Below are 17335 nucleotides of genomic sequence, written 5' to 3'. Positions count from 1 at the left end.
CCTGCTACAATTTTAGTTTGGGAATAGCCCTTAGTAATTTCTGGGTGTAGGGATGTTGCGGATTTTGGAAAATTTGGTCGCGTCTTCCTTCTTCCACAATCCTCCCCTCCTTCATAACCAAGATCCTATCTGCCAACTTTTTAGCGACACTCATATCATGAGTGACAAATAAGAGGCTGGATTCTTCGGTCCTTAGCAATTGAATCAAGGTTTGAATAAACGATTCCTTGGAGAGAACATCCAGGGCACTGGTCGGCTCATCTGCCAAGAGCAATTTAGGATGAGTGGCTAAGGCCAAAGCAATGGCCACTCGTTGCATCATACCTCCACTGAGTTCAAAAGGATACTTTGATGGTACCTGTGCTGGATCTAAGCCAACCATCTGGAGGCATTCCTCTAAAGATCTCATCTTTTCTACTTGAGAGCGATGACTCTTGACGAGATCCTCGTAATGGTCTTTGATTTTACGGTTGTTGTTAAAACCTAGACTGGACTGCTGCGTCACCCAGGCCAATTCTGTCCCTACAAAGGGATAAGAAACCCGCTTCTTTTGTGGGCTGATGGCCTGATCCCTATAAGAAATACTGCCTTGGGTAATGACTAAGTCATTCAAGGGAAGACCCAAAAGCAGTTTTAAAATCGTTGTTTTGCCACTGCCACTTTCTCCGACGATTCCGACTGCTTCACCTGCCGAAACGGTTAGAGAAAGTTGATCTAAAATAATCTTGGACGGGGAAGAAACCGTGACATTCGTCAGTTGCAACATAGCTTTACTCCTTCGAGAGTTTATTTGTTACATGGTAATAATCTGTTGGATGGGATTCCAAATGAGAGATGGATTTGTCCATGACGATGGCAACTTTATAAAATCCAATGATTGTATAACCATAATCCTTATCCACAAGGGCTTGAATGTCCTTGCTTAATTGGATCCGTTTTTTCTGATCGGTCTCAGTTGCTAGGGCTTCGATCTTCTGATCAGCTTCCGCATTGCTATAATGACCGATATTTCCTACTCCCCCAGTTTTGACAGCTGAGTTAAAGTAAGCATATGGATCGCCAATCGGAGCAGCTACTACAGCATAAGGTGTGAAGGCATAATCTTTCTCCGTTGCGACTGCACTCACTTCCACCTTACGAATCTTCGCTTCAATTCCAACCTCTTTTAATTGTTGTTGAGAAGCTTCAATGGCTAACGGCATTTCTGGTAAACGAGTAAAGGAGAGCAATTCAATCGTGACTTTCTTTCCATCTTTTTCACGGTAGCCATCTCCATCGGTATCCTTGTAGCCAGCCTCATCTAACAGTTTCTTCGCTTTTTCTACATTGAACTCATGAACACTTTTATCCAAAGCAAAATCAGAGCTAGAAGGGAAAGGCCCTGTGGCTGGAACAGCAGCTCCTTTAAAGAGGGATTCTGTATAAGTTTTCTTGTCGACCAAAGTATCCAAAGCTTGACGGAACTGATCATCAGCTATATAAGGATCTTCAAAGTTGTAGACATAGCTTAAGTAACGGCCACCTTCTTTTTCAGATATTTTATAATGGTTGTCTTTTTTAAAGCTTGCTAAATTAGCATATGGGAGCCCATAAACAGCATCAACTTCTTTGGATTGTAGGGCAGCAGAAATCGCTGTTGGATCAGAGAAATATTTAATCTTGACCTGTGCAACCTTGGCTTTACCACCCCAATAATTTGAATAGGCCTCTAATGTAGCGCCTGTTTCTGGCGTATAGGTCTTGATTAAAAATGGTCCTGTTCCTACTGGAGCTTTATCTGATGCAGATTTTCCATCCACATCTACAATGACTGAGTATGGTTCAGCCAATAGATTTTTCATAATAGGCTGTTCTGATTTTGTTTTGATAGTTACGGTTTGACCTTCAGAATGGATACTCTCTATTCCAAGATCAGCAGCTGCACGCTTACTCTTTTCAATCAATCGTTTCAAAGAGGATTCAACCTTCGCACCCGTCATTTTTTCTCCATTTTGGAAAGTAACATCATTGCGAAGGGTAATTTTCCACTCCAATTGTGAGGTTTGTTCCATTTTTTCAGCTAGCCATGGTTCTGGTTCTAATTGATCATTCATTTTAAATAAAGTTTCTCCCACCCCATAACGAATGGTGAACCAACCATTATACTCGTCTGCCGGATCGATATTGATTGGAAACTGGGTATAACCAATCGTCACCGTTTGAGCATTCTTAGTTACTTCTGGTGATGATGGTTGATTAGTTTTTGCACAACCTAAAAGGGATAGACTCATGAGAGTCACTCCGATCATAAATTTCCATTTTTTCATTTGTATCCTCATTCTATTAATTTATTTTTTCTTCAAGAAAGTAAGAACAAAAGAAAATTTCTCTTACCTTCTTGACCCAGTTTCCATCTTCATCAGCTTTCGCTTGCATGATCCTTCTCGCCACCTTCTGTAAGTAACATTTCTTCCCAAGGATCCTTGTCTTCTAGGAGTAAAACAGTACCTTGAGGGATATCAATCGACCAAAAGTCAGCTTCCGGATCTACTAAAAATTGATAAATCAAGCGCAAAACACCTAGATGCCCAACTATCGCAATTTCATCATCATCTGTTTCACGAATCTCTTCGACAATGGATTGGACCCGATCTTTAAATTTTTGAAAGGGTTCTGCCTTAGATGGAGTTACGTCAAAGGGACTTTCCAACCATTCTTCCCAAACTAAGGGAAAGGCAGCTTGAATTTCATTGGCCGTTCTTCCCTCCCATAGTCCGAAATCTCTTTCATTCAATGCTTTATATGCTTTGGGGATCTGATCTGGAAAAATGATGGTAGCTGTTTCTTGAGTTCTTTTGAGCTGACTGGTATAGATCCGAGAAATGTCTCTTCCTTTCAGCAACTGATGAATATTACTTGCTTGCTCTTTTCCTGTTTCATTGATAGAAACATCCGCTTTTCCGTAGAAAAAACGTTTTTTATTAAAGTCTGTTTCCCCATGACGAATCAGGTACCACTTTTTTACTGTCATATGATCATTCCTAACAAAAATAATATCTGTGCTACTTCTACTGATGCTCCTAAGGTATCTCCTGTCTCCCCGTCAATCTTTTGGTAAACGAACCAGCGAAAGGCAAGAGTCCCTAGAATGACCAAACTATAAGCAAGGAGCCCTTTTAACCAAAAACCTCCAATAAGGACAGCCAGTGGGACAATCTGAGCTAAAAGGATCGAACTAGTTTTTGTACCAGAAAAGAAATTTCCAGAGCCACCTGATTCACGTGCATAGCGCATCTTGTAAAGCTGCATGGTTAAACCAACCTTCCCAATCATCGATAAAGAAGCTACAATAAGCCACTTAGGTTGAGGAAGATAAGGTCCCATCGCGATCATAAGGCCGTAATAGAAAATCAAAGCCAAGACACCATTGCTTCCAATACGGCTGTCTTTCATAATTTCCAACATTCGGTCCTTAGAACGTGAAGAGAACAATCCGTCTGCTGTATCAGCAAGGCCGTCCAAATGAAAGCCTCCGGTGAGAAGCACATCAAAGAACAAGGTTAAAATCCAGGCAATGGTGTCAGGAAGCACCAAAGAAGTTAAAACAAAAAATAAGGAGGAAATGAGACCTACTAGGAGACCAAAAAGCGTTAAAATTGGAACTCCTTTTCGAACATAGGAGAGATCAACCGCTTTGGGAATCACAATCCGACTAAAAAATTGTGTATAGATAATGAGTGCTGAAATCATTTTAACTGCTGTGCTAGCCCACAAATAACTAAGTAGACTTCACTTGCCTCCTTTGCAATTAATTGATTGACCCGACCTTGAAGATCTCTAAAGTATCGTCCAAGACGAGTGTCCGGAACGATGCCAAGCCCCACTTCATTAGTGACAATCCAAAAAGTAGCTTGGCGCTTCTTCATAGCAGCTAACAGCAAAGCCCACTCGGATACGAGGGCATCCAAAATACGTGCTTGTTCTGCCTTGCTTAAAAACTGCTCGTCTGATAAGAAACCTTTCTCTGGGTACCAGTCATTGACCAGATCAAACAGTCGATTGGTGGTTAACATAGTGGCACAGTCTAATAAGTAATCGCTATGATGGTCTTGTTCAATCCATTTAGCTAAGTCCCGGTATTGTTCAAGCGTATCCCAGCTTTGTGGACGTCTTTGTTGATGGAGCTTGACCCGTTCCTGCCACTCTGGATCTTCTTTCATAATGAGACCTGTTGCGATGTAACAAACCCCTTCCTTCTGGATGAGTTTTGATTCAGCAAAGGAGGATTTACCACTACGAGCACCACCTGTGACTAAAACAATCTTCCCCATATTTTTCCTCTCATTATAACTGGCTAAAGGCTTTATCAAAAGCAGCTAAGGTGCGGTCTAGATCCTCATAAGAATGAGCACTTGATAAGAAGTTGCTTTCATATTGAGATGGAGCAATATAAACCCCTTCTTGCAAAAGTAGCCCATGTGCCTTGGCAAAAAGTTGATGGTCCGCTTGTTTAGAATCCTCAAAATTCAATACTGGTTTTTCTGAGAAGAAAAATCCAAACATGGTTCCAACAGAAACCACTTGAAGAGCTACCCCATGTTTTTCGGCTAAATTGCGGATGCCCTGACAGAGATAAGCAGTCTTTTCGACCGTGTGATCAAAGACTTCCTTGGTCAATAGGCGTAAGTTTTCATAACCAGCTGCCATGGCGATCGGATTCCCTGATAAGGTTCCAGCTTGATAAATATCTCCTAAAGGAGCGATTTGATTCATGTATTGAGCCTTACCACCAAAAGCAGCCACTGGGAAACCACCTCCGATGACTTTCCCCAAACATATCAAATCAGGGTCAACTTTATACAAGCCTACTGCCCCTTGATAATGTGCACGAAAACCAGTCATGACTTCATCAATAATGAAGAGAGAGCCAGCTTCTGTTGTTAGACGGCGAATCTCTTCAATGAATTCTTTATGTCCTGGAATCAAGCCCATGTTTCCTGCAATAGCTTCTACAATGACACAAGCGATTTCATGACCATGCTCTTCAAAACAAGTTCGCAATGCATCTAAATCGTTATAAGGAAGGGCAATCGTCTCACGCGCCACCTCAGGTATGACACCCGCTGAATCTGCAATTCCAAAGCTTGCTACACCAGAGCCAGCTTGAACCAAGAAAGAATCACTATGACCATGGTAGCAACCAATAAATTTCACTACCTTTGGTCTTTTGGTAATCCCACGCGCTAAACGGATGGCACTCATGGTTGCCTCTGTACCAGAATTGACCATTCGAATTCTCTCTACAAAAGGGAGACGTTCTTTAATAAGCTTGCCTAGTTTGATTTCACGTGGACTCGGTGCACCATAACTGGTTCCTTCCCATAGGGCATCTTGTACTTTTTCAAGAACATCTTTTGGAGCATGTCCTAAAATCATTGGTCCCCAAGAGAGCACGTAATCCACAAATTGATTCCCATCTACATCATAGAGATAAGATCCTTGAGCATGGTCTATAAAGAGAGGATTGCCACCGACTGCCTTAAAAGCTCGTACAGGGCTATTGACACCACCTGGGAAAATGGATTCTGCTTCCTTGAAGTAATCATTTGATTGTGTTCGTTTCATTTTTCAACCTAGCCTTTCAAATATCCTGCTACATCCTTGGCAAAATAAGATATGATTAAATCCGCTCCTGCTCGCTTCATTCCGATGAGACTTTCCAGGACCACTGCTCTCTCATCAATCCAACCTTGGGCAGCAGCAGCCTTCACCATACTGTATTCCCCACTGACATTGTATGCCACAAGTGGAAGATTGCTTTGATTTCGTAAATCTCTTAAGACATCTAAGAAGGCAAGAGCTGGTTTTACCATTAGGAAATCTGCTCCTTCTTCTTCATCACTTTGAGCCTCCCGCAGAGCTTCTAAACGGTTTGCTGGATCCATCTGATAGGTTTTTCTATCACCAAATGCCGGAGCACTCTCACCAGCATCACGAAATGGTCCATAAAAACTAGAAGCAAATTTAACCGAATAAGACATAATCGGTACCATGTCAAAGCCAGACTTGTCTAAGCCTTCTCGAATCGCTGCAACATATCCATCCATGGCATTAGACGGTGCAATGATATCTGCTCCCGCTTCAGCTTGACTAATCGCTACTTGGACTAAGCGTTCCAAAGAAAGATCGTTTACAACCGTTTCACCATCTAGAATGCCACAATGTCCGTGACTTGTAAATTCGCATAGACAGGTATCTGCTATGAGAATTAAATCTGGATAGTGTTGCTTAATCAAGCGAAGAGCTTTTTGAACAATCCCATCTGGGTTAGAGGCCTCTGAACCAACTTCATCCTTTACAGCTGGAATCCCAAATATAATAAAGGATTTGATCCCGAGTTGTACACAGGATTCGACTTCTTCTAGAAGATCTGCTAAGGCAAATTGATAGACTCCTGGCATGGAGGCCACTTCTTCTTTTTGCTCTAGATTCTCCTTTACAAAGAGTGGTTGAATAAAGTCATTGACACTGAGAGTCGTTTCTCTTACCAAATCTCTCATGAGAGGATTTTTTCTTAGTCTACGATGTCTTTTAAAATTCATGTTCTTTAATCTCCTTTATGATCAGCTCAACCAATTTCACCATTGATGGACTTGAAGGAATATAGTTTACGGAAACACCACAATCTAAAACAGCTTTTGCTGTAGTCTCTCCAATAACACCAATTTGGTGATGTTTTGGCAAAGAAAGCCCTTCTTGATAAAAAACATCCCAGGCTGATGGACTAGCAAAGGTCCATACACATGGTTCTTTTAAGGATAGAAGCTCTCTTATTTTAGCGATTCCCTCTTGATTGGCAACAGTTTGATAGAGGGGCCAAGCATAAACATCATGCCCCAATTCTTGTAACATTTTTGGATAGGTTGGATTAGCAAGATCACTGTGTGGGAACAAAATAGCTTGATGATACCCGTATCGACTTGCCCACTCCTTGATAAAATCAACTCCATACTGGCTACTAGACTCAAAAGTGACATCAATATCATGTTCTTTTAATAGCTTACTAGTCTGGCTTCCAATCGACGCAATCTTTAGATCAGGTTTCAAATAGGGAAGAAATAATTTGACGGTATTGGCACTGGTAAAGAAGACCCAATCAGCTTTGTCCAGTTTGTCATCCAGCATTGGTGGAATCGGATTGCCTTGCGTGCAAATCAATGGTGCATGCATCCATCTTACTTGGTTCTGGTACAGTAGGGTTTGTAATTCGACAGAAGGTTCCTGTTCCCTTGTAAAAATAATTAAGCTTCCCACCATTTGTCTGTTAAGGCTCCTTTTTCCATTAATTGCTCCAGAGCACGTTTGGGAAGATCGCTACCATCCTTAGACGTAAGAGCTACATAAAGGCAACGATCTTTGGCATCCGCCAACATAGTCTCTAAGTGATAGTGACCATCGATATATTGAGCATGTGCTCCTACTGGGAAGGTACAATCCGCATTCATCAAGCTTAAGAAACATCTTTCCAATTGGATGCAGTTTTCTACTTCTTTATCATGGATAGAAGCCAATATTTCCAGGACTTCCTCATCATCTTCCCGACATTCAATTGCTAATGCCCCTTGTGAAACCGCAGGTATGAATTCGTGCGGATTTAGAAATTCTATATTCAGAGAGGGTGACTGATCCAAGTAACCAATTCGTTTCAAACCAGCAGCGGCTAGGACGATTGCATCGCATTCACCTTCTTGTAATTTTCGAATTCTAGAATCAATATTTCCACGTAAGGGTTTGAATTGAAGATCATTTCTTAAACTTTGAAGTTGTACCTGACGTCGAATACTACTGGTCCCTACAACTGCTCCTTGAGGAAGAGTGGCTAAGGTCATGCCTTCTTCTCTATAAATCAGACAATCTCTGACATCTTCTCGCTCTGGTATTGCCCCAATGGTACAGCCATCCACAAGAATAGAAGGAACATCTTTTAAACTATGAATGGCTATATCAATGTCTCTATTTAAGAGAGCCTGCTCAATTTCCTTTACAAAAACGCCTTTTCCCCCAATGGTTTGAAGGGAAACATGTACTAAACGATCCCCTTGAGTTTTATACGGTACCAATTCAAATTCAACATCAGGATGGCATTCTTTTAAACGATCAACCATCATTTTTGTCTGGGTCATAGCCAACTGACTTTTTCTCGTTCCGACTTTAATGCTTCTCATGGTTTACTTCCCTTCCACTATGAAGATCGAATATTTTTGCAATCAAGGCAATGTCATATTCTGAATTTTCTCCTACAGACATTTCTTTTAGTTGCAATAAAGGTTCCTTCAAAATTTGATTGATGATACTCTTCATATGCTTGGAAATTTGTTTCTTTTCCCGTTCAGTGAGATCTGGTAGTTTACGCAACAAACTCTCCATAGCTGATTCTTGAGCCTGAATGGCTTTTTCTCGAATCTCTTGAATCAGAGGAATAATTCCCAACTGCTGCTTCCACTCTTCAAAACTCACTAGTTCACTGGAGATCTCTGCTTCGATATTCTTGGCAATTTCATTTCGTTCTTCAAAGAAGGTTTCCAATTCACTGGTGATATTTTCAATATTGTGAATGGTTATGGAAGGATTTGGATGGCAGGTCCGTGGCAAACACAAGTCGAAAACGATCGCTCCTGTTTTCAACATATCTGGATATAAAATATAGCCTTCTGACTTTATGGCTGTAAAAATAATATCCGCATCCTTTACGGCCTCATCCAACTCATCCCATGAATAGGCCTGAATCCGTTCTTCCGTTAAATAAGGATCTGCCTTTGAAAGGGTGCGGTTCACCAAGCGGATAGACTTAAATGGACGTTGTAACACATATTTGGTCACCAATTGACCAATTTCCCCTAAGCCAATGACAACGATCTTTGTGTTTTCATAATCAAGGTCTTCCCTATCCAACATTTGTAAAGAAGTTAACCCAATAGACATGGGGCGAGCATTTATCCGGTAGACATCATGCATCCTTTTTGCAAAGGTCACTGCTTGTCGAAAAGCTTGATTAAGTACAATCCCAGTAGTTCCAGTTTCTTGCGCAGTCAAAAAGGCCTGCTTTAATTGCCCAAGAACTTGGGTTTCACCAACTATCTTGGAATCTAAACCGATGGATACCCGGAATAAATGTTCTAAGGCCTCATTGCCCTCTTTAAACGTAAGATAAGGCTCCAATTCTTCAACATCTATCTGAAACCAATCCGCTAGAAAGTGCTTGGAATAATACCGACCAGTATGTAACTGATCAACAACTAAGTACAACTCTGTCCGGTTACAGGTTGAAAGGATGACATCCTCCAGAATACTTTTTTCTGCTTTTAATTTTTTGAGCGCAGCAATTTTTTCCTCATCAGAAAAATGTACACGCTCTAAAACTGATAAGGGTGCTACACGATGGGTGACACCAACATATAATAAATACATTCTATCCGCCTCGTTCTTATAATTGATCTAAAAGTTGTTCTATCTTTTTTCTAACTTCTTTTGAGCGCGATGGAGATAAACCATTGGTAGAAATCATGACGGATAATTCATTATTTGATGCAATTGCAACATTATAAAAGTCGGAATTTTTCTTATCCCCTGTATTATTCACGAACTGACTAGGGTGCGCCTCTTCCATCACTTTTTTATTGACTTCCTGGTTATCTGTGCAGGCAAATACCAATTTTGCCCCTTCCAAATCCCCAGTTTGGTAGCTTCTTTGAATCCATTCAACCTGCGATTTAGGAATCACTTCATTGATTTCAGGACTAATGACTGTAACCTTGGCCCCTTCTGACAACAAAGTCTTAATCTTGCGGGCTGCTACTTTTCCCCCACCAATAATGACGACTGGTTTATTTTGGATATTCATCATGACAGGATACATGACTATTCTCCCTCTTTTCTTTCTCTAAAAATCTTAGCACTTCGTTTATAGACTGTATCTTTGACTTCTAGGCGATGGTTGACCAAGCGAGCTATGACAAAGAAGTAATCTGACAAGCGATTGATATAGATCAAGCCGACTTCATTGACCATTTCATCTGCTTCAATGACAGCAACCATTTTTCGCTCCAATCGACGGGTCATAGTACGAGCAACATGACAGAGACTGGCGATCCGATGGCCGCCAGGAATAATGAAGCGATCAATCTTTTCTGGAATGTGCATATAAGCATCCATTTTTTCTTCTAGGAAGGTAATATCTGATTCCTTTTGTTTGTATGGTCTCAATTCTCTAGGAGTAGCAAGATCGCTTCCACAGTCAAATAAATGTTGCTGAATCTCTTCACATTCTTCTCTGATATCATCTAATTCTTTGTATTCCTTCATTTCAGATACCAGGTAGCCAACTTGAGAACACAATTCATCCATGGTCCCGTATGCCTCCACACGAATATGTGTTTTAGACACACGATCCCCACCATATAGTCGGGTAAACCCTTTATCCCCATACTTTGTGTAAATTCTCATTAAAGCTCTTCTCCGTTCATAATCTGGTAAATCTTTTTCATATCGACTGCATCACGAATAACTGCTGCCAGTTTATCATATTGCAAATCCTTAAATTCTTTGAGATCAATCGCCTGATCTGTGATAGGTTCCAAGCCCTTTTCCAGGCGGATTTGGTTCAAATAATCGCGCGTCCATTGAGAATTATCAAAAACTCCGTGAAGATAGGTTCCTTGGATTCGTTTATCTGGTGAAACGGCACCATCATACCTACTAGTCTCTTCGCCATTCTGAAGAACAATGCGAGAAAAAGGCGATACCTGATCTGAAATTTCAGTTTCTCCCATATGGATTTCGTAACCTTCCAAGAGTTGCCCCTCATGTTCTGCTTGAACTTGAGTGGTGCGTTTGGTTCCTTGCATCTGGGTTTCAACATCAAGAAGTCCCAATCCTTCAATTTCATCCAATTCTGATTCGACATGGTTTGGATCTGAAATTTTCTTTCCTAAAAGTTGGAAGCCCCCACAAATTCCAAAAATGCGAATACCCTGATCAGCGCACTGACGGATTTCATCAACAATCCCTGAATCTTGGAGAACTTGCATATCTTCGATAGTATTTTTGCTTCCAGGTAGAATCAAGAGATCCGGATTTCCAATGGCATCCCCTGGCATGACATAACGAACTGAAACGTCCGGTTGAATTTCCAAACTATGAAAATCTGTGAAGTTGGAGATGCGTTTTAGGGTGATAATGGCCACATCCAGGTCTTTTTCATGATTAAAGCTGCGTCCTTTACTACCTAAAGCGACACTATCCTCACTATCAATATCGATATCTGCATAAGGGACCACACCTAGGACAGGCACGTGGGTAAGCTCTTCGATCATATCGATTCCAGATTGAAGGAGGGCAACATCTCCCCTAAATTTATTGATCAGAACCCCTTTGATCCGTTTTCGGTCCTCTTCTGGCATTAATTCGATTGTACCATAAATAGAGGCAAATACTCCTCCCTTGTCAATATCAGCAACTAAGATGACCGGAGCATCAACCAGACGCGCCATTCCCATATTGACGATATCGCGTTCGTTTAAGTTGATTTCTGCTGGACTACCCGCACCTTCTAGGATAATGGCGTCGTATTCCTGGTCTAGTTCTTGATAGACTTCTTTGATTTTAGGCAGTAACTCCTGCTTAAATTCATGGTAATCCACCGCATCCATATCTTTAAGGACTTTGCCCATAAAAACAACTTGGGATTTACGATCCGAAGTTGGTTTCAGTAGGACAGGATTCATGCGAACATCTGGATCGATACCTGCGGCTTCTGCTTGTACGACCTGAGCTCTCCCCATCTCAAATCCTTTTTTGGTGATAAAAGAATTTAAAGCCATATTTTGGGATTTAAAGGGAACAACTGTGTAACCATCTTGTTTTAAAATACGACACAAACCCGCGGCAATTAAACTTTTACCTGCATCGGAAGCCGTCCCCTGAATCATTAATGATTTTGCCATAGATATCCTTCTTTCAACTGTTCAAACAGAATTTCTTCATTTTCGACTAAAGGTGTTTGGATGGCCTGATGGAGTTTGACAATCCATGGGACCGAAAGGCCTGCATCCAGTAGAATCTCTTCTTTTTGAAATACTTCGTATTTCGTCCCTTGGGTCATGATTTTTCCTTTTTTAATCAGGTAAGCATAATCACAACAATCATACATAAGATCCATGTCGTGGCTGGTAACAATAATGCTCGTTCCGTTAGAAACTAGTTTTTTCATAATCATGGCCATTTGGTCCCGCCCTTTAGGATCCAATCCAGCGGTCGGCTCATCTAAGAGCAAAAATCGTGGTTTGAGGGCCAACATTCCTGCAATAGCAACTTTTTTCTTTTGGCCATAACTCAAGTATTGTACCGGACGGTCCTGCAACTCTTTGATATCCATTAACTCAATGGCTTCTCGCACTCGTTTTTCGCACTCTTCTTCCGGATACCCCAAATTCTCTAATGCCATGCCGATGTCATCTTTGGCAATGGTATAAAACAGTTGTTGTTCCGGATTTTGAAAGACCATATTGACTTCTTGTCGATAGGAAAATAAATCTTTCTTTTTGTCTTGAATGAGCTGCTGATCCAAATAAACACTACCTTCTTGGGGTTTAAGCAGTTTGGTCATCACCTTCATCAAGGTAGATTTCCCTGAACCATTGGTACCAATGATCCCGGTAATTTTACCTTCCATGAACTCCATATTCACATGTTCTAAGGCTTTTAAATCATCAAACAAAACCGTAATATTCTCTAATTTCAACATATTTTTATTCCTCCTCATCGAGTTCTTTAGCTTGCGCAAATTTTAAGCTTAAGACCTCATTTAACCGTTGATTGTCAGCCAATAATTTCACAAACAAGGTATTGGCTAATCTTCCCCAGCCAAGATAACTTTTTTTCTTATTGACAAATGAAAACTTCAAATCTAAGGTATCTCGAATGGTTAAAAATTCGATTAAGACTAGAAAGATAAAGCGATACATAAGAACGATTAATTCCATTAAGATAGCCGGCAAATGAAGGGTTTTACAAAGCTTCATCATCTGGTTAAAGGGAATGGTTAAAGCCATAAAATAGGTTGAAATTAAAGAACAGTAAATTCTCATAACAATTGGTCTAACTTGTTTAGCAGAAGAATGAAAAACTCCTAAATAGCCATGACTTCCAACTGGAATGGCCATTAAAAACTGATGACTATTTTCACCATAGCTAATGACAAAAGTCGCCATACTTAATAAAATGAAAATAGATGGATAGCGAAACCAGCTCAAGTATTTTAAAATAGGAAGTCTAGCAATATAACACGTCAAGGGGACAATGATAGCAATTAGTAGAATTTGTAAGGGGAGGAAACCAGAGAAAGAAATGACCATTAACAAAATATACAAACTGAACTTATGCAGCACTGGAACTGCAGTCCAACGGTTGTTATAAGCATAGCGATCAATCACAAACATAGTTTCCTCCCATACAAATACTTAATAAACTAAATTATTTTTCTTGATGTTTTTTTCCTCTTTGGTAACCGATGACATAAAAGATAATCCCCGCACCGATACTACCTTGAAGGGTAAAGAGCAAGCTTTCAACTTCTGATCCTGGTGGTTCAAACAAAGGTGAGAACCATGGTTCATAATCTTTCTGGATAGTAGAAATCGCATTTTCTGCAGCATCATCCGTACCACTATATTCTACTCCCTTAGGAGCAAATAAGAAAGCACCGACAATAATCACAACAATGGCAGCTAATAACAAAAGATTTTTTTGTTTTTTCATAGGAAGAGCCCCTCTCTTTCTGTCGCATTTTCAGAAATCAAGTTATAGAAGATAACTGTAAGTAGTCCTTCTACAATGGCAATTGGAATTTGCGTAATTAGAAAGACTCCTAAGAACTTAATGGTTGACCCTACAAATCCAGTGGTTGGATCCGGGAAGACCAATCCAAGTTGAAGGGAAGTTGTTGCGTAAGTCGCTAAATCTGCAATCATCGCACACAAGAAGAGTGAGACTGGTTTAGATAGTTTCAAAGAACGACTGAATTTATAAACTGCAAATCCGACAAAAGGACCAACTACAGCCATTGAAAAAGCATTGGCACCAAGGGTTGTCAAACCACCATGGGCTAAAAGAAGAGCTTGGAACAACAAACAAATGGTTCCTAGTACACTAATAACAGATGGCCCAAACATAGCAGTTCCCAAACCAACACCGGTTGGGTGAGAGCTAGATCCTGTTACTGAAGGGATCTTCAATGAGGATAAGATAAAGATAAAGGCACCGGATAAGGCCAACATGGTTTTTGAATTTGGATCTTTTGAAACAATCTTCTTAATTTTTATCAAACCTAAAATGAAAAATGGTAAAAATAACAAGAACCAAACAATACACCATACTAATGGGAGATAGCCTTCCATAATGTGCATAGCAGATACAGGTTGAGGTCTAAAGATAAGTAGCAATACTAAAAGAGCAATTGCTATCATTTTTTTACGTTGTTTCATAATATCACTCCTTTTTCATTACCCTAATGGATGTTTCTTAACCAATAGGGTTGTAAAATAATCCAATTTGTCATCGACTGTTAAGTCCGACACTCCGTACAAAATTCTTTGCTTTTCAGTAGAGGCACGACTGACTAAAAAAGTTTTTTCAATATGGAACGACCGTGTAGCCATCTTGCTTTAAAATACGGCAAAGCCCTCGGCAATTAAACTTTTACCAGCATCTGAAGCTGTTCCCTGAATCATTAACGATTTTGCCATAGGTATCCTTCTTTCAACTGCTCAAATAGAATCTCTTCATTTTCAACAAGGGGTGTCTGGATTGCCTGATGAAGTTTGACAATCCATGGGACAGAAAGTCCAGCATCCAACAACAACTTTTCCTCCTGGAACACTTCATATTTTGTCCCTTGAGTCATAATCTTGCCTTTCTTGATGAGGTAGGCATAGTCACAACAGTCATACATGAGATCCATGTCGTGGCTGGTAACAATAATGCTGGTTCCATTGGAAACTAGTTTTTTCATAATTATGGCCATTTGGTCCCGCCCTTTAGGATCCAATCCAGCAGTCGGCTCGTCTAACAATAGAAAACGTGGTTTGAGAGCTAACATCCCCGCAATGGCTACTTTTTTCTTTTGGCCGTAACTCAAATATTGCACCGGTCGATCCTGCAACTCTTCGATATCCATCAGTTCAATGGCTTCTTGAACCCGTTTCTCACACTCCTCTTTGGAGTATCCTAAATTCTCTAATGCCATGCCAATATCATCTTTTGCAATGGTATAAAACAATTGTTGCTCCGGATTTTGAAAGACCATATTGACTTCTTGCCGGTAAGCAAACAAAGCTTTCTTCTTATCTTGAATGACCTGATTATCCAAACTCACACTGCCTTCTTGGGGCTTGAGCAGTTTGGTCATCACCTTCATCAGGGTAGATTTCCCTGAACCATTGGTTCCAATAATTCCAGTGATCTTTCCTTCCATGAATTCCATATTCACATGGTCCACAGCTTTCAAATCATCAAATAAAACTGTAATATTCTCTAATTTTAACATTTTTTATTCCTCTTCATCAATTTCTTTAGCTTGAGCAAATTTCAGGGTTAAGACATCATTTAACCGTTGATTGTCAGCCAATAATTTCACAAACAAGGTATTGGCTAATCTTCCCCAGCCAAGATAACTTTTTTTCTTATTGACAAATGAAAATTTCAAATCTAAGGTATCTCGAATGGTCAAAAATTCGATTAAGACTAAAAAGATAAAGCGATACATGAGGACGATTAATTCCATTAGAATATCTGGCAAATGGAGACTCTTAAAAAGCTTCATCATTTGATTAAAGGGAATGGTTAAAGCCATAAAATAGCTTGAAATTAAAGAACAGTATATTCTCATCATAATAGGAAGCACTTGTTTTGCCGAAGCATGGAAAATACCAAAATAGCCATTGCTTCCTACAGGGATGGCCATTAAAAACTGATGACTATTTTCACCATAGCTGAAAACAAAGGTTGCCATACTCAATAAGATAAAAATCGATGGGTAACGAAACCAGCCTAAGTATTTAAAAACTGGAATTTTGGCAATATAGCAAGTCAGAGGTACCATTACAACTATTAACAAAATTTGTAAAGGAAGGAAACCAGAGAACGAGATAACCATCAATAAAACATATAAAATAAATTTATGCAGCACTGGAACTGCAGTCCAACGGTTGTTATAAGCATAGCGATCAATCACAAACATAGTTTCCTCCCATACAAATACTTAATAAACTAAATTATTTTTCTTGATGTTTTTTTCCTCTTTGGTAACCGATGACATAAAAGATAATCCCCGCACCGATACTACCTTGAAGGGTAAAGAGCAAGCTTTCAACTTCTGATCCTGGTGGTTCGAACAAGGGTGAGAACCATGGTTCATAATCTTTCTGGATAGTAGAAATCGCATTTTCTGCAGCATCATCCGTACCACTATATTCTACTCCCTTAGGCGCAAATAAGAAAGCACCGACAATAATCACAACAATGGCAGCTAATAACAAAAGATTTTTTTGTTTTTTCATAGGAAGAGCCCCTCTCTTTCTGTCGCATTTTCAGAAATCAGGTTATAGAAGATAACAGTAAGCAATCCTTCTACAATGGCAATTGGAATTTGCGTAATCAGAAAGACTCCTAAGAACTTAATGGTTGAACCCACAAATCCAGTAGTTGGATCTGGGAAGACCAATCCAAGTTGAAGGGAAGTTGTTGCGTATGTTGCTAAGTCAGCAATCATCGCACACAAGAAGAGTGAGATTGGTTTAGATAGTTTCAAAGAACGACTGAATTTATAAACTGCAAATCCGACAAAAGGACCAACTACTGCCATTGAAAAAGCATTGGCTCCAAGGGTTGTCAAACCACCATGGGCTAAAAGAAGAGCTTGGAACAGCAAACAAATCGTTCCTAGTACACTAATAACAGATGGCCCAAACATAGCAGTTCCCAAACCAACGCCGGTTGGGTGAGAGCTAGATCCTGTTACTGAAGGGATCTTCAATGAGGATAAGATAAAGATAAAGGCACCGGATAAGGCCAACATGGTTTTTGAATTTGGATCTTTTGAAATAATCTTCTTAATTTTGACCAATCCAAAAATGAAGAATGGTAAAAATAGCAAGAACCAGACAATACACCATACTAAAGGTAGATAGCCTTCCATAATATGCATGGCAGCGACCGGTTGAGGTCTAAAAATAATCAGCAAAGCTAGGATAGCAATTGCTAGCATTTTATTATTACGTTTCATAATAGAATTCCTCTTTTC

The 17335-nt window shown here is 40.0% G+C and carries 21 protein-coding genes and 1 pseudogene; all 22 read right to left on the bottom strand.

Going from position 1 to position 17335, the window contains the following annotated elements:
- Nucleotides 1-4 precede the first annotated feature (4 nt).
- Nucleotides 5-766, bottom strand: a complete 762-nt coding sequence (locus tag HMPREF9421_RS06565) for an ATP-binding cassette domain-containing protein (RefSeq protein WP_006596230.1) — start codon at nucleotides 764-766, stop codon at nucleotides 5-7.
- A 4-nt stretch (nucleotides 767-770) separates the two neighbouring features.
- The gene (locus tag HMPREF9421_RS06560; RefSeq protein WP_006597312.1) at nucleotides 771-2306 is read right to left on the bottom strand and encodes an ABC transporter substrate-binding protein; all 1536 of its coding nucleotides are present in this window, start codon (nucleotides 2304-2306) and stop codon (nucleotides 771-773) included.
- Nucleotides 2307-2398: 92 nt separating this feature from the next.
- On the bottom strand, nucleotides 2399-3010 hold the full coding sequence (locus HMPREF9421_RS06555) for a histidine phosphatase family protein (RefSeq protein ID WP_006596228.1): 612 nt from the start codon (nucleotides 3008-3010) through the stop codon (nucleotides 2399-2401).
- A complete protein-coding gene (cobS, locus tag HMPREF9421_RS06550) occupies nucleotides 3007-3729 on the bottom strand; it encodes an adenosylcobinamide-GDP ribazoletransferase (RefSeq protein WP_006596227.1) in 723 nt (240 codons plus the stop codon). Before cobS ends, HMPREF9421_RS06555 begins: the two co-directional genes overlap by 4 nt.
- Nucleotides 3726-4310, bottom strand: a complete 585-nt coding sequence (gene cobU / locus HMPREF9421_RS06545) for a bifunctional adenosylcobinamide kinase/adenosylcobinamide-phosphate guanylyltransferase (protein ID WP_006596226.1) — start codon at nucleotides 4308-4310, stop codon at nucleotides 3726-3728. The genes cobS and cobU overlap by 4 nt, the downstream gene beginning before the upstream one ends.
- Nucleotides 4311-4323: 13 nt before the next feature.
- Nucleotides 4324-5604, bottom strand: coding sequence for a glutamate-1-semialdehyde 2,1-aminomutase (gene hemL, locus HMPREF9421_RS06540; RefSeq protein WP_003006970.1), 1281 nt, complete (start codon nucleotides 5602-5604; stop codon nucleotides 4324-4326).
- Between the two features lie 8 nt (nucleotides 5605-5612).
- A complete protein-coding gene (gene hemB / locus HMPREF9421_RS06535) occupies nucleotides 5613-6581 on the bottom strand; it encodes a porphobilinogen synthase (protein ID WP_006596225.1) in 969 nt (322 codons plus the stop codon).
- Nucleotides 6571-7296, bottom strand: a complete 726-nt coding sequence (locus HMPREF9421_RS06530) for a uroporphyrinogen-III synthase (RefSeq protein ID WP_006596224.1) — start codon at nucleotides 7294-7296, stop codon at nucleotides 6571-6573. The genes hemB and HMPREF9421_RS06530 overlap by 11 nt, the downstream gene beginning before the upstream one ends.
- Nucleotides 7281-8204 carry a hydroxymethylbilane synthase gene (hemC, locus tag HMPREF9421_RS06525; RefSeq protein WP_006596223.1) on the bottom strand — a complete coding sequence of 308 codons (924 nt, stop codon included), beginning with the start codon at nucleotides 8202-8204 and terminating at the stop codon, nucleotides 7281-7283. The genes HMPREF9421_RS06530 and hemC overlap by 16 nt, the downstream gene beginning before the upstream one ends.
- Nucleotides 8191-9447, bottom strand: a complete 1257-nt coding sequence (hemA, locus tag HMPREF9421_RS06520) for a glutamyl-tRNA reductase (RefSeq protein WP_006596222.1) — start codon at nucleotides 9445-9447, stop codon at nucleotides 8191-8193. Before hemA ends, hemC begins: the two co-directional genes overlap by 14 nt.
- Nucleotides 9448-9463: 16 nt before the next feature.
- The gene (locus HMPREF9421_RS06515; RefSeq protein WP_006596221.1) at nucleotides 9464-9895 is read right to left on the bottom strand and encodes a precorrin-2 dehydrogenase/sirohydrochlorin ferrochelatase family protein; all 432 of its coding nucleotides are present in this window, start codon (nucleotides 9893-9895) and stop codon (nucleotides 9464-9466) included.
- Between the two features lie 2 nt (nucleotides 9896-9897).
- Nucleotides 9898-10482, bottom strand: coding sequence for a cob(I)yrinic acid a,c-diamide adenosyltransferase (locus HMPREF9421_RS06510; protein WP_006596220.1), 585 nt, complete (start codon nucleotides 10480-10482; stop codon nucleotides 9898-9900).
- On the bottom strand, nucleotides 10482-11981 hold the full coding sequence (locus HMPREF9421_RS06505) for a cobyric acid synthase (RefSeq protein WP_006596219.1): 1500 nt from the start codon (nucleotides 11979-11981) through the stop codon (nucleotides 10482-10484). The genes HMPREF9421_RS06510 and HMPREF9421_RS06505 overlap by 1 nt, the downstream gene beginning before the upstream one ends.
- The gene (locus HMPREF9421_RS06500) at nucleotides 11966-12781 is read right to left on the bottom strand and encodes an energy-coupling factor ABC transporter ATP-binding protein (RefSeq protein ID WP_040803029.1); all 816 of its coding nucleotides are present in this window, start codon (nucleotides 12779-12781) and stop codon (nucleotides 11966-11968) included. The genes HMPREF9421_RS06505 and HMPREF9421_RS06500 overlap by 16 nt, the downstream gene beginning before the upstream one ends.
- Nucleotides 12782-12785: 4 nt before the next feature.
- Nucleotides 12786-13475 (bottom strand): CbiQ family ECF transporter T component, encoded by a 690-nt coding sequence (locus tag HMPREF9421_RS06495; protein ID WP_006596217.1) that lies wholly within the window; start codon nucleotides 13473-13475, stop codon nucleotides 12786-12788.
- A gap of 34 nt (nucleotides 13476-13509) precedes the next feature.
- Nucleotides 13510-13794: an energy-coupling factor ABC transporter substrate-binding protein gene (locus HMPREF9421_RS06490; RefSeq protein ID WP_006596212.1), complete on the bottom strand. Its 285-nt coding sequence runs from the start codon at nucleotides 13792-13794 to the stop codon at nucleotides 13510-13512.
- Nucleotides 13791-14519, bottom strand: a complete 729-nt coding sequence (locus tag HMPREF9421_RS06485; RefSeq protein ID WP_006596216.1) for an energy-coupling factor ABC transporter permease — start codon at nucleotides 14517-14519, stop codon at nucleotides 13791-13793. Before HMPREF9421_RS06485 ends, HMPREF9421_RS06490 begins: the two co-directional genes overlap by 4 nt.
- A gap of 151 nt (nucleotides 14520-14670) precedes the next feature.
- A pseudogene (locus tag HMPREF9421_RS11185) lies at nucleotides 14671-14780 on the bottom strand (nucleotide-binding protein); the annotation flags it as partial.
- Entirely contained in the window at nucleotides 14765-15580 is an 816-nt protein-coding gene (locus tag HMPREF9421_RS06480) for an energy-coupling factor ABC transporter ATP-binding protein (RefSeq protein WP_006596214.1), read from the bottom strand. The gene HMPREF9421_RS06480 and the pseudogene HMPREF9421_RS11185, both read right to left, overlap by 16 nt.
- 3 nt (nucleotides 15581-15583) lie before the next feature.
- Nucleotides 15584-16273 carry a CbiQ family ECF transporter T component gene (locus HMPREF9421_RS06475; protein ID WP_006596213.1) on the bottom strand — a complete coding sequence of 230 codons (690 nt, stop codon included), beginning with the start codon at nucleotides 16271-16273 and terminating at the stop codon, nucleotides 15584-15586.
- 34 nt (nucleotides 16274-16307) lie between these two features.
- On the bottom strand, nucleotides 16308-16592 hold the full coding sequence (locus HMPREF9421_RS06470) for an energy-coupling factor ABC transporter substrate-binding protein (protein WP_006596212.1): 285 nt from the start codon (nucleotides 16590-16592) through the stop codon (nucleotides 16308-16310).
- Entirely contained in the window at nucleotides 16589-17317 is a 729-nt protein-coding gene (locus HMPREF9421_RS06465) for an energy-coupling factor ABC transporter permease (protein WP_006596211.1), read from the bottom strand. The genes HMPREF9421_RS06470 and HMPREF9421_RS06465 overlap by 4 nt, the downstream gene beginning before the upstream one ends.
- Nucleotides 17318-17335 lie beyond the last annotated feature (18 nt).

It is taken from the genome of Streptococcus australis ATCC 700641 (assembly GCF_000186465.1).
In the GTDB taxonomy this organism is placed as follows: domain Bacteria; phylum Bacillota; class Bacilli; order Lactobacillales; family Streptococcaceae; genus Streptococcus; species Streptococcus australis.
The sequence above is the reverse complement of the archived record's forward strand: the minus strand, read 5'-3'. Positions and strand labels throughout refer to the sequence as shown.

What these genes read in the sequence shown, in the direction of transcription:
- HMPREF9421_RS06565 (WP_006596230.1), bottom strand. Translation starts at nt 766, where the DNA reads ATGTTGCAACTGACGAATGTCACGGTTTCTTCCCCGTCCAAGATTATT.
- HMPREF9421_RS06560 (WP_006597312.1), bottom strand. Translation starts at nt 2,306, where the DNA reads ATGAAAAAATGGAAATTTATGATCGGAGTGACTCTCATGAGTCTATCC.
- HMPREF9421_RS06555 (WP_006596228.1), bottom strand. Translation starts at nt 3,010, where the DNA reads ATGACAGTAAAAAAGTGGTACCTGATTCGTCATGGGGAAACAGACTTT.
- cobS (WP_006596227.1), bottom strand. Translation starts at nt 3,729, where the DNA reads ATGATTTCAGCACTCATTATCTATACACAATTTTTTAGTCGGATTGTG.
- cobU (WP_006596226.1), bottom strand. Translation starts at nt 4,310, where the DNA reads ATGGGGAAGATTGTTTTAGTCACAGGTGGTGCTCGTAGTGGTAAATCC.
- hemL (WP_003006970.1), bottom strand. Translation starts at nt 5,604, where the DNA reads ATGAAACGAACACAATCAAATGATTACTTCAAGGAAGCAGAATCCATT.
- hemB (WP_006596225.1), bottom strand. Translation starts at nt 6,581, where the DNA reads ATGAATTTTAAAAGACATCGTAGACTAAGAAAAAATCCTCTCATGAGA.
- HMPREF9421_RS06530 (WP_006596224.1), bottom strand. Translation starts at nt 7,296, where the DNA reads ATGGTGGGAAGCTTAATTATTTTTACAAGGGAACAGGAACCTTCTGTC.
- hemC (WP_006596223.1), bottom strand. Translation starts at nt 8,204, where the DNA reads ATGAGAAGCATTAAAGTCGGAACGAGAAAAAGTCAGTTGGCTATGACC.
- hemA (WP_006596222.1), bottom strand. Translation starts at nt 9,447, where the DNA reads ATGTATTTATTATATGTTGGTGTCACCCATCGTGTAGCACCCTTATCA.
- HMPREF9421_RS06515 (WP_006596221.1), bottom strand. Translation starts at nt 9,895, where the DNA reads ATGTATCCTGTCATGATGAATATCCAAAATAAACCAGTCGTCATTATT.
- HMPREF9421_RS06510 (WP_006596220.1), bottom strand. Translation starts at nt 10,482, where the DNA reads ATGAGAATTTACACAAAGTATGGGGATAAAGGGTTTACCCGACTATAT.
- HMPREF9421_RS06505 (WP_006596219.1), bottom strand. Translation starts at nt 11,981, where the DNA reads ATGGCAAAATCATTAATGATTCAGGGGACGGCTTCCGATGCAGGTAAA.
- HMPREF9421_RS06500 (WP_040803029.1), bottom strand. Translation starts at nt 12,781, where the DNA reads ATGTTGAAATTAGAGAATATTACGGTTTTGTTTGATGATTTAAAAGCC.
- HMPREF9421_RS06495 (WP_006596217.1), bottom strand. Translation starts at nt 13,475, where the DNA reads ATGTTTGTGATTGATCGCTATGCTTATAACAACCGTTGGACTGCAGTT.
- HMPREF9421_RS06490 (WP_006596212.1), bottom strand. Translation starts at nt 13,794, where the DNA reads ATGAAAAAACAAAAAAATCTTTTGTTATTAGCTGCCATTGTTGTGATT.
- HMPREF9421_RS06485 (WP_006596216.1), bottom strand. Translation starts at nt 14,519, where the DNA reads ATGAAACAACGTAAAAAAATGATAGCAATTGCTCTTTTAGTATTGCTA.
- HMPREF9421_RS06480 (WP_006596214.1), bottom strand. Translation starts at nt 15,580, where the DNA reads ATGTTAAAATTAGAGAATATTACAGTTTTATTTGATGATTTGAAAGCT.
- HMPREF9421_RS06475 (WP_006596213.1), bottom strand. Translation starts at nt 16,273, where the DNA reads ATGTTTGTGATTGATCGCTATGCTTATAACAACCGTTGGACTGCAGTT.
- HMPREF9421_RS06470 (WP_006596212.1), bottom strand. Translation starts at nt 16,592, where the DNA reads ATGAAAAAACAAAAAAATCTTTTGTTATTAGCTGCCATTGTTGTGATT.
- HMPREF9421_RS06465 (WP_006596211.1), bottom strand. Translation starts at nt 17,317, where the DNA reads ATGAAACGTAATAATAAAATGCTAGCAATTGCTATCCTAGCTTTGCTG.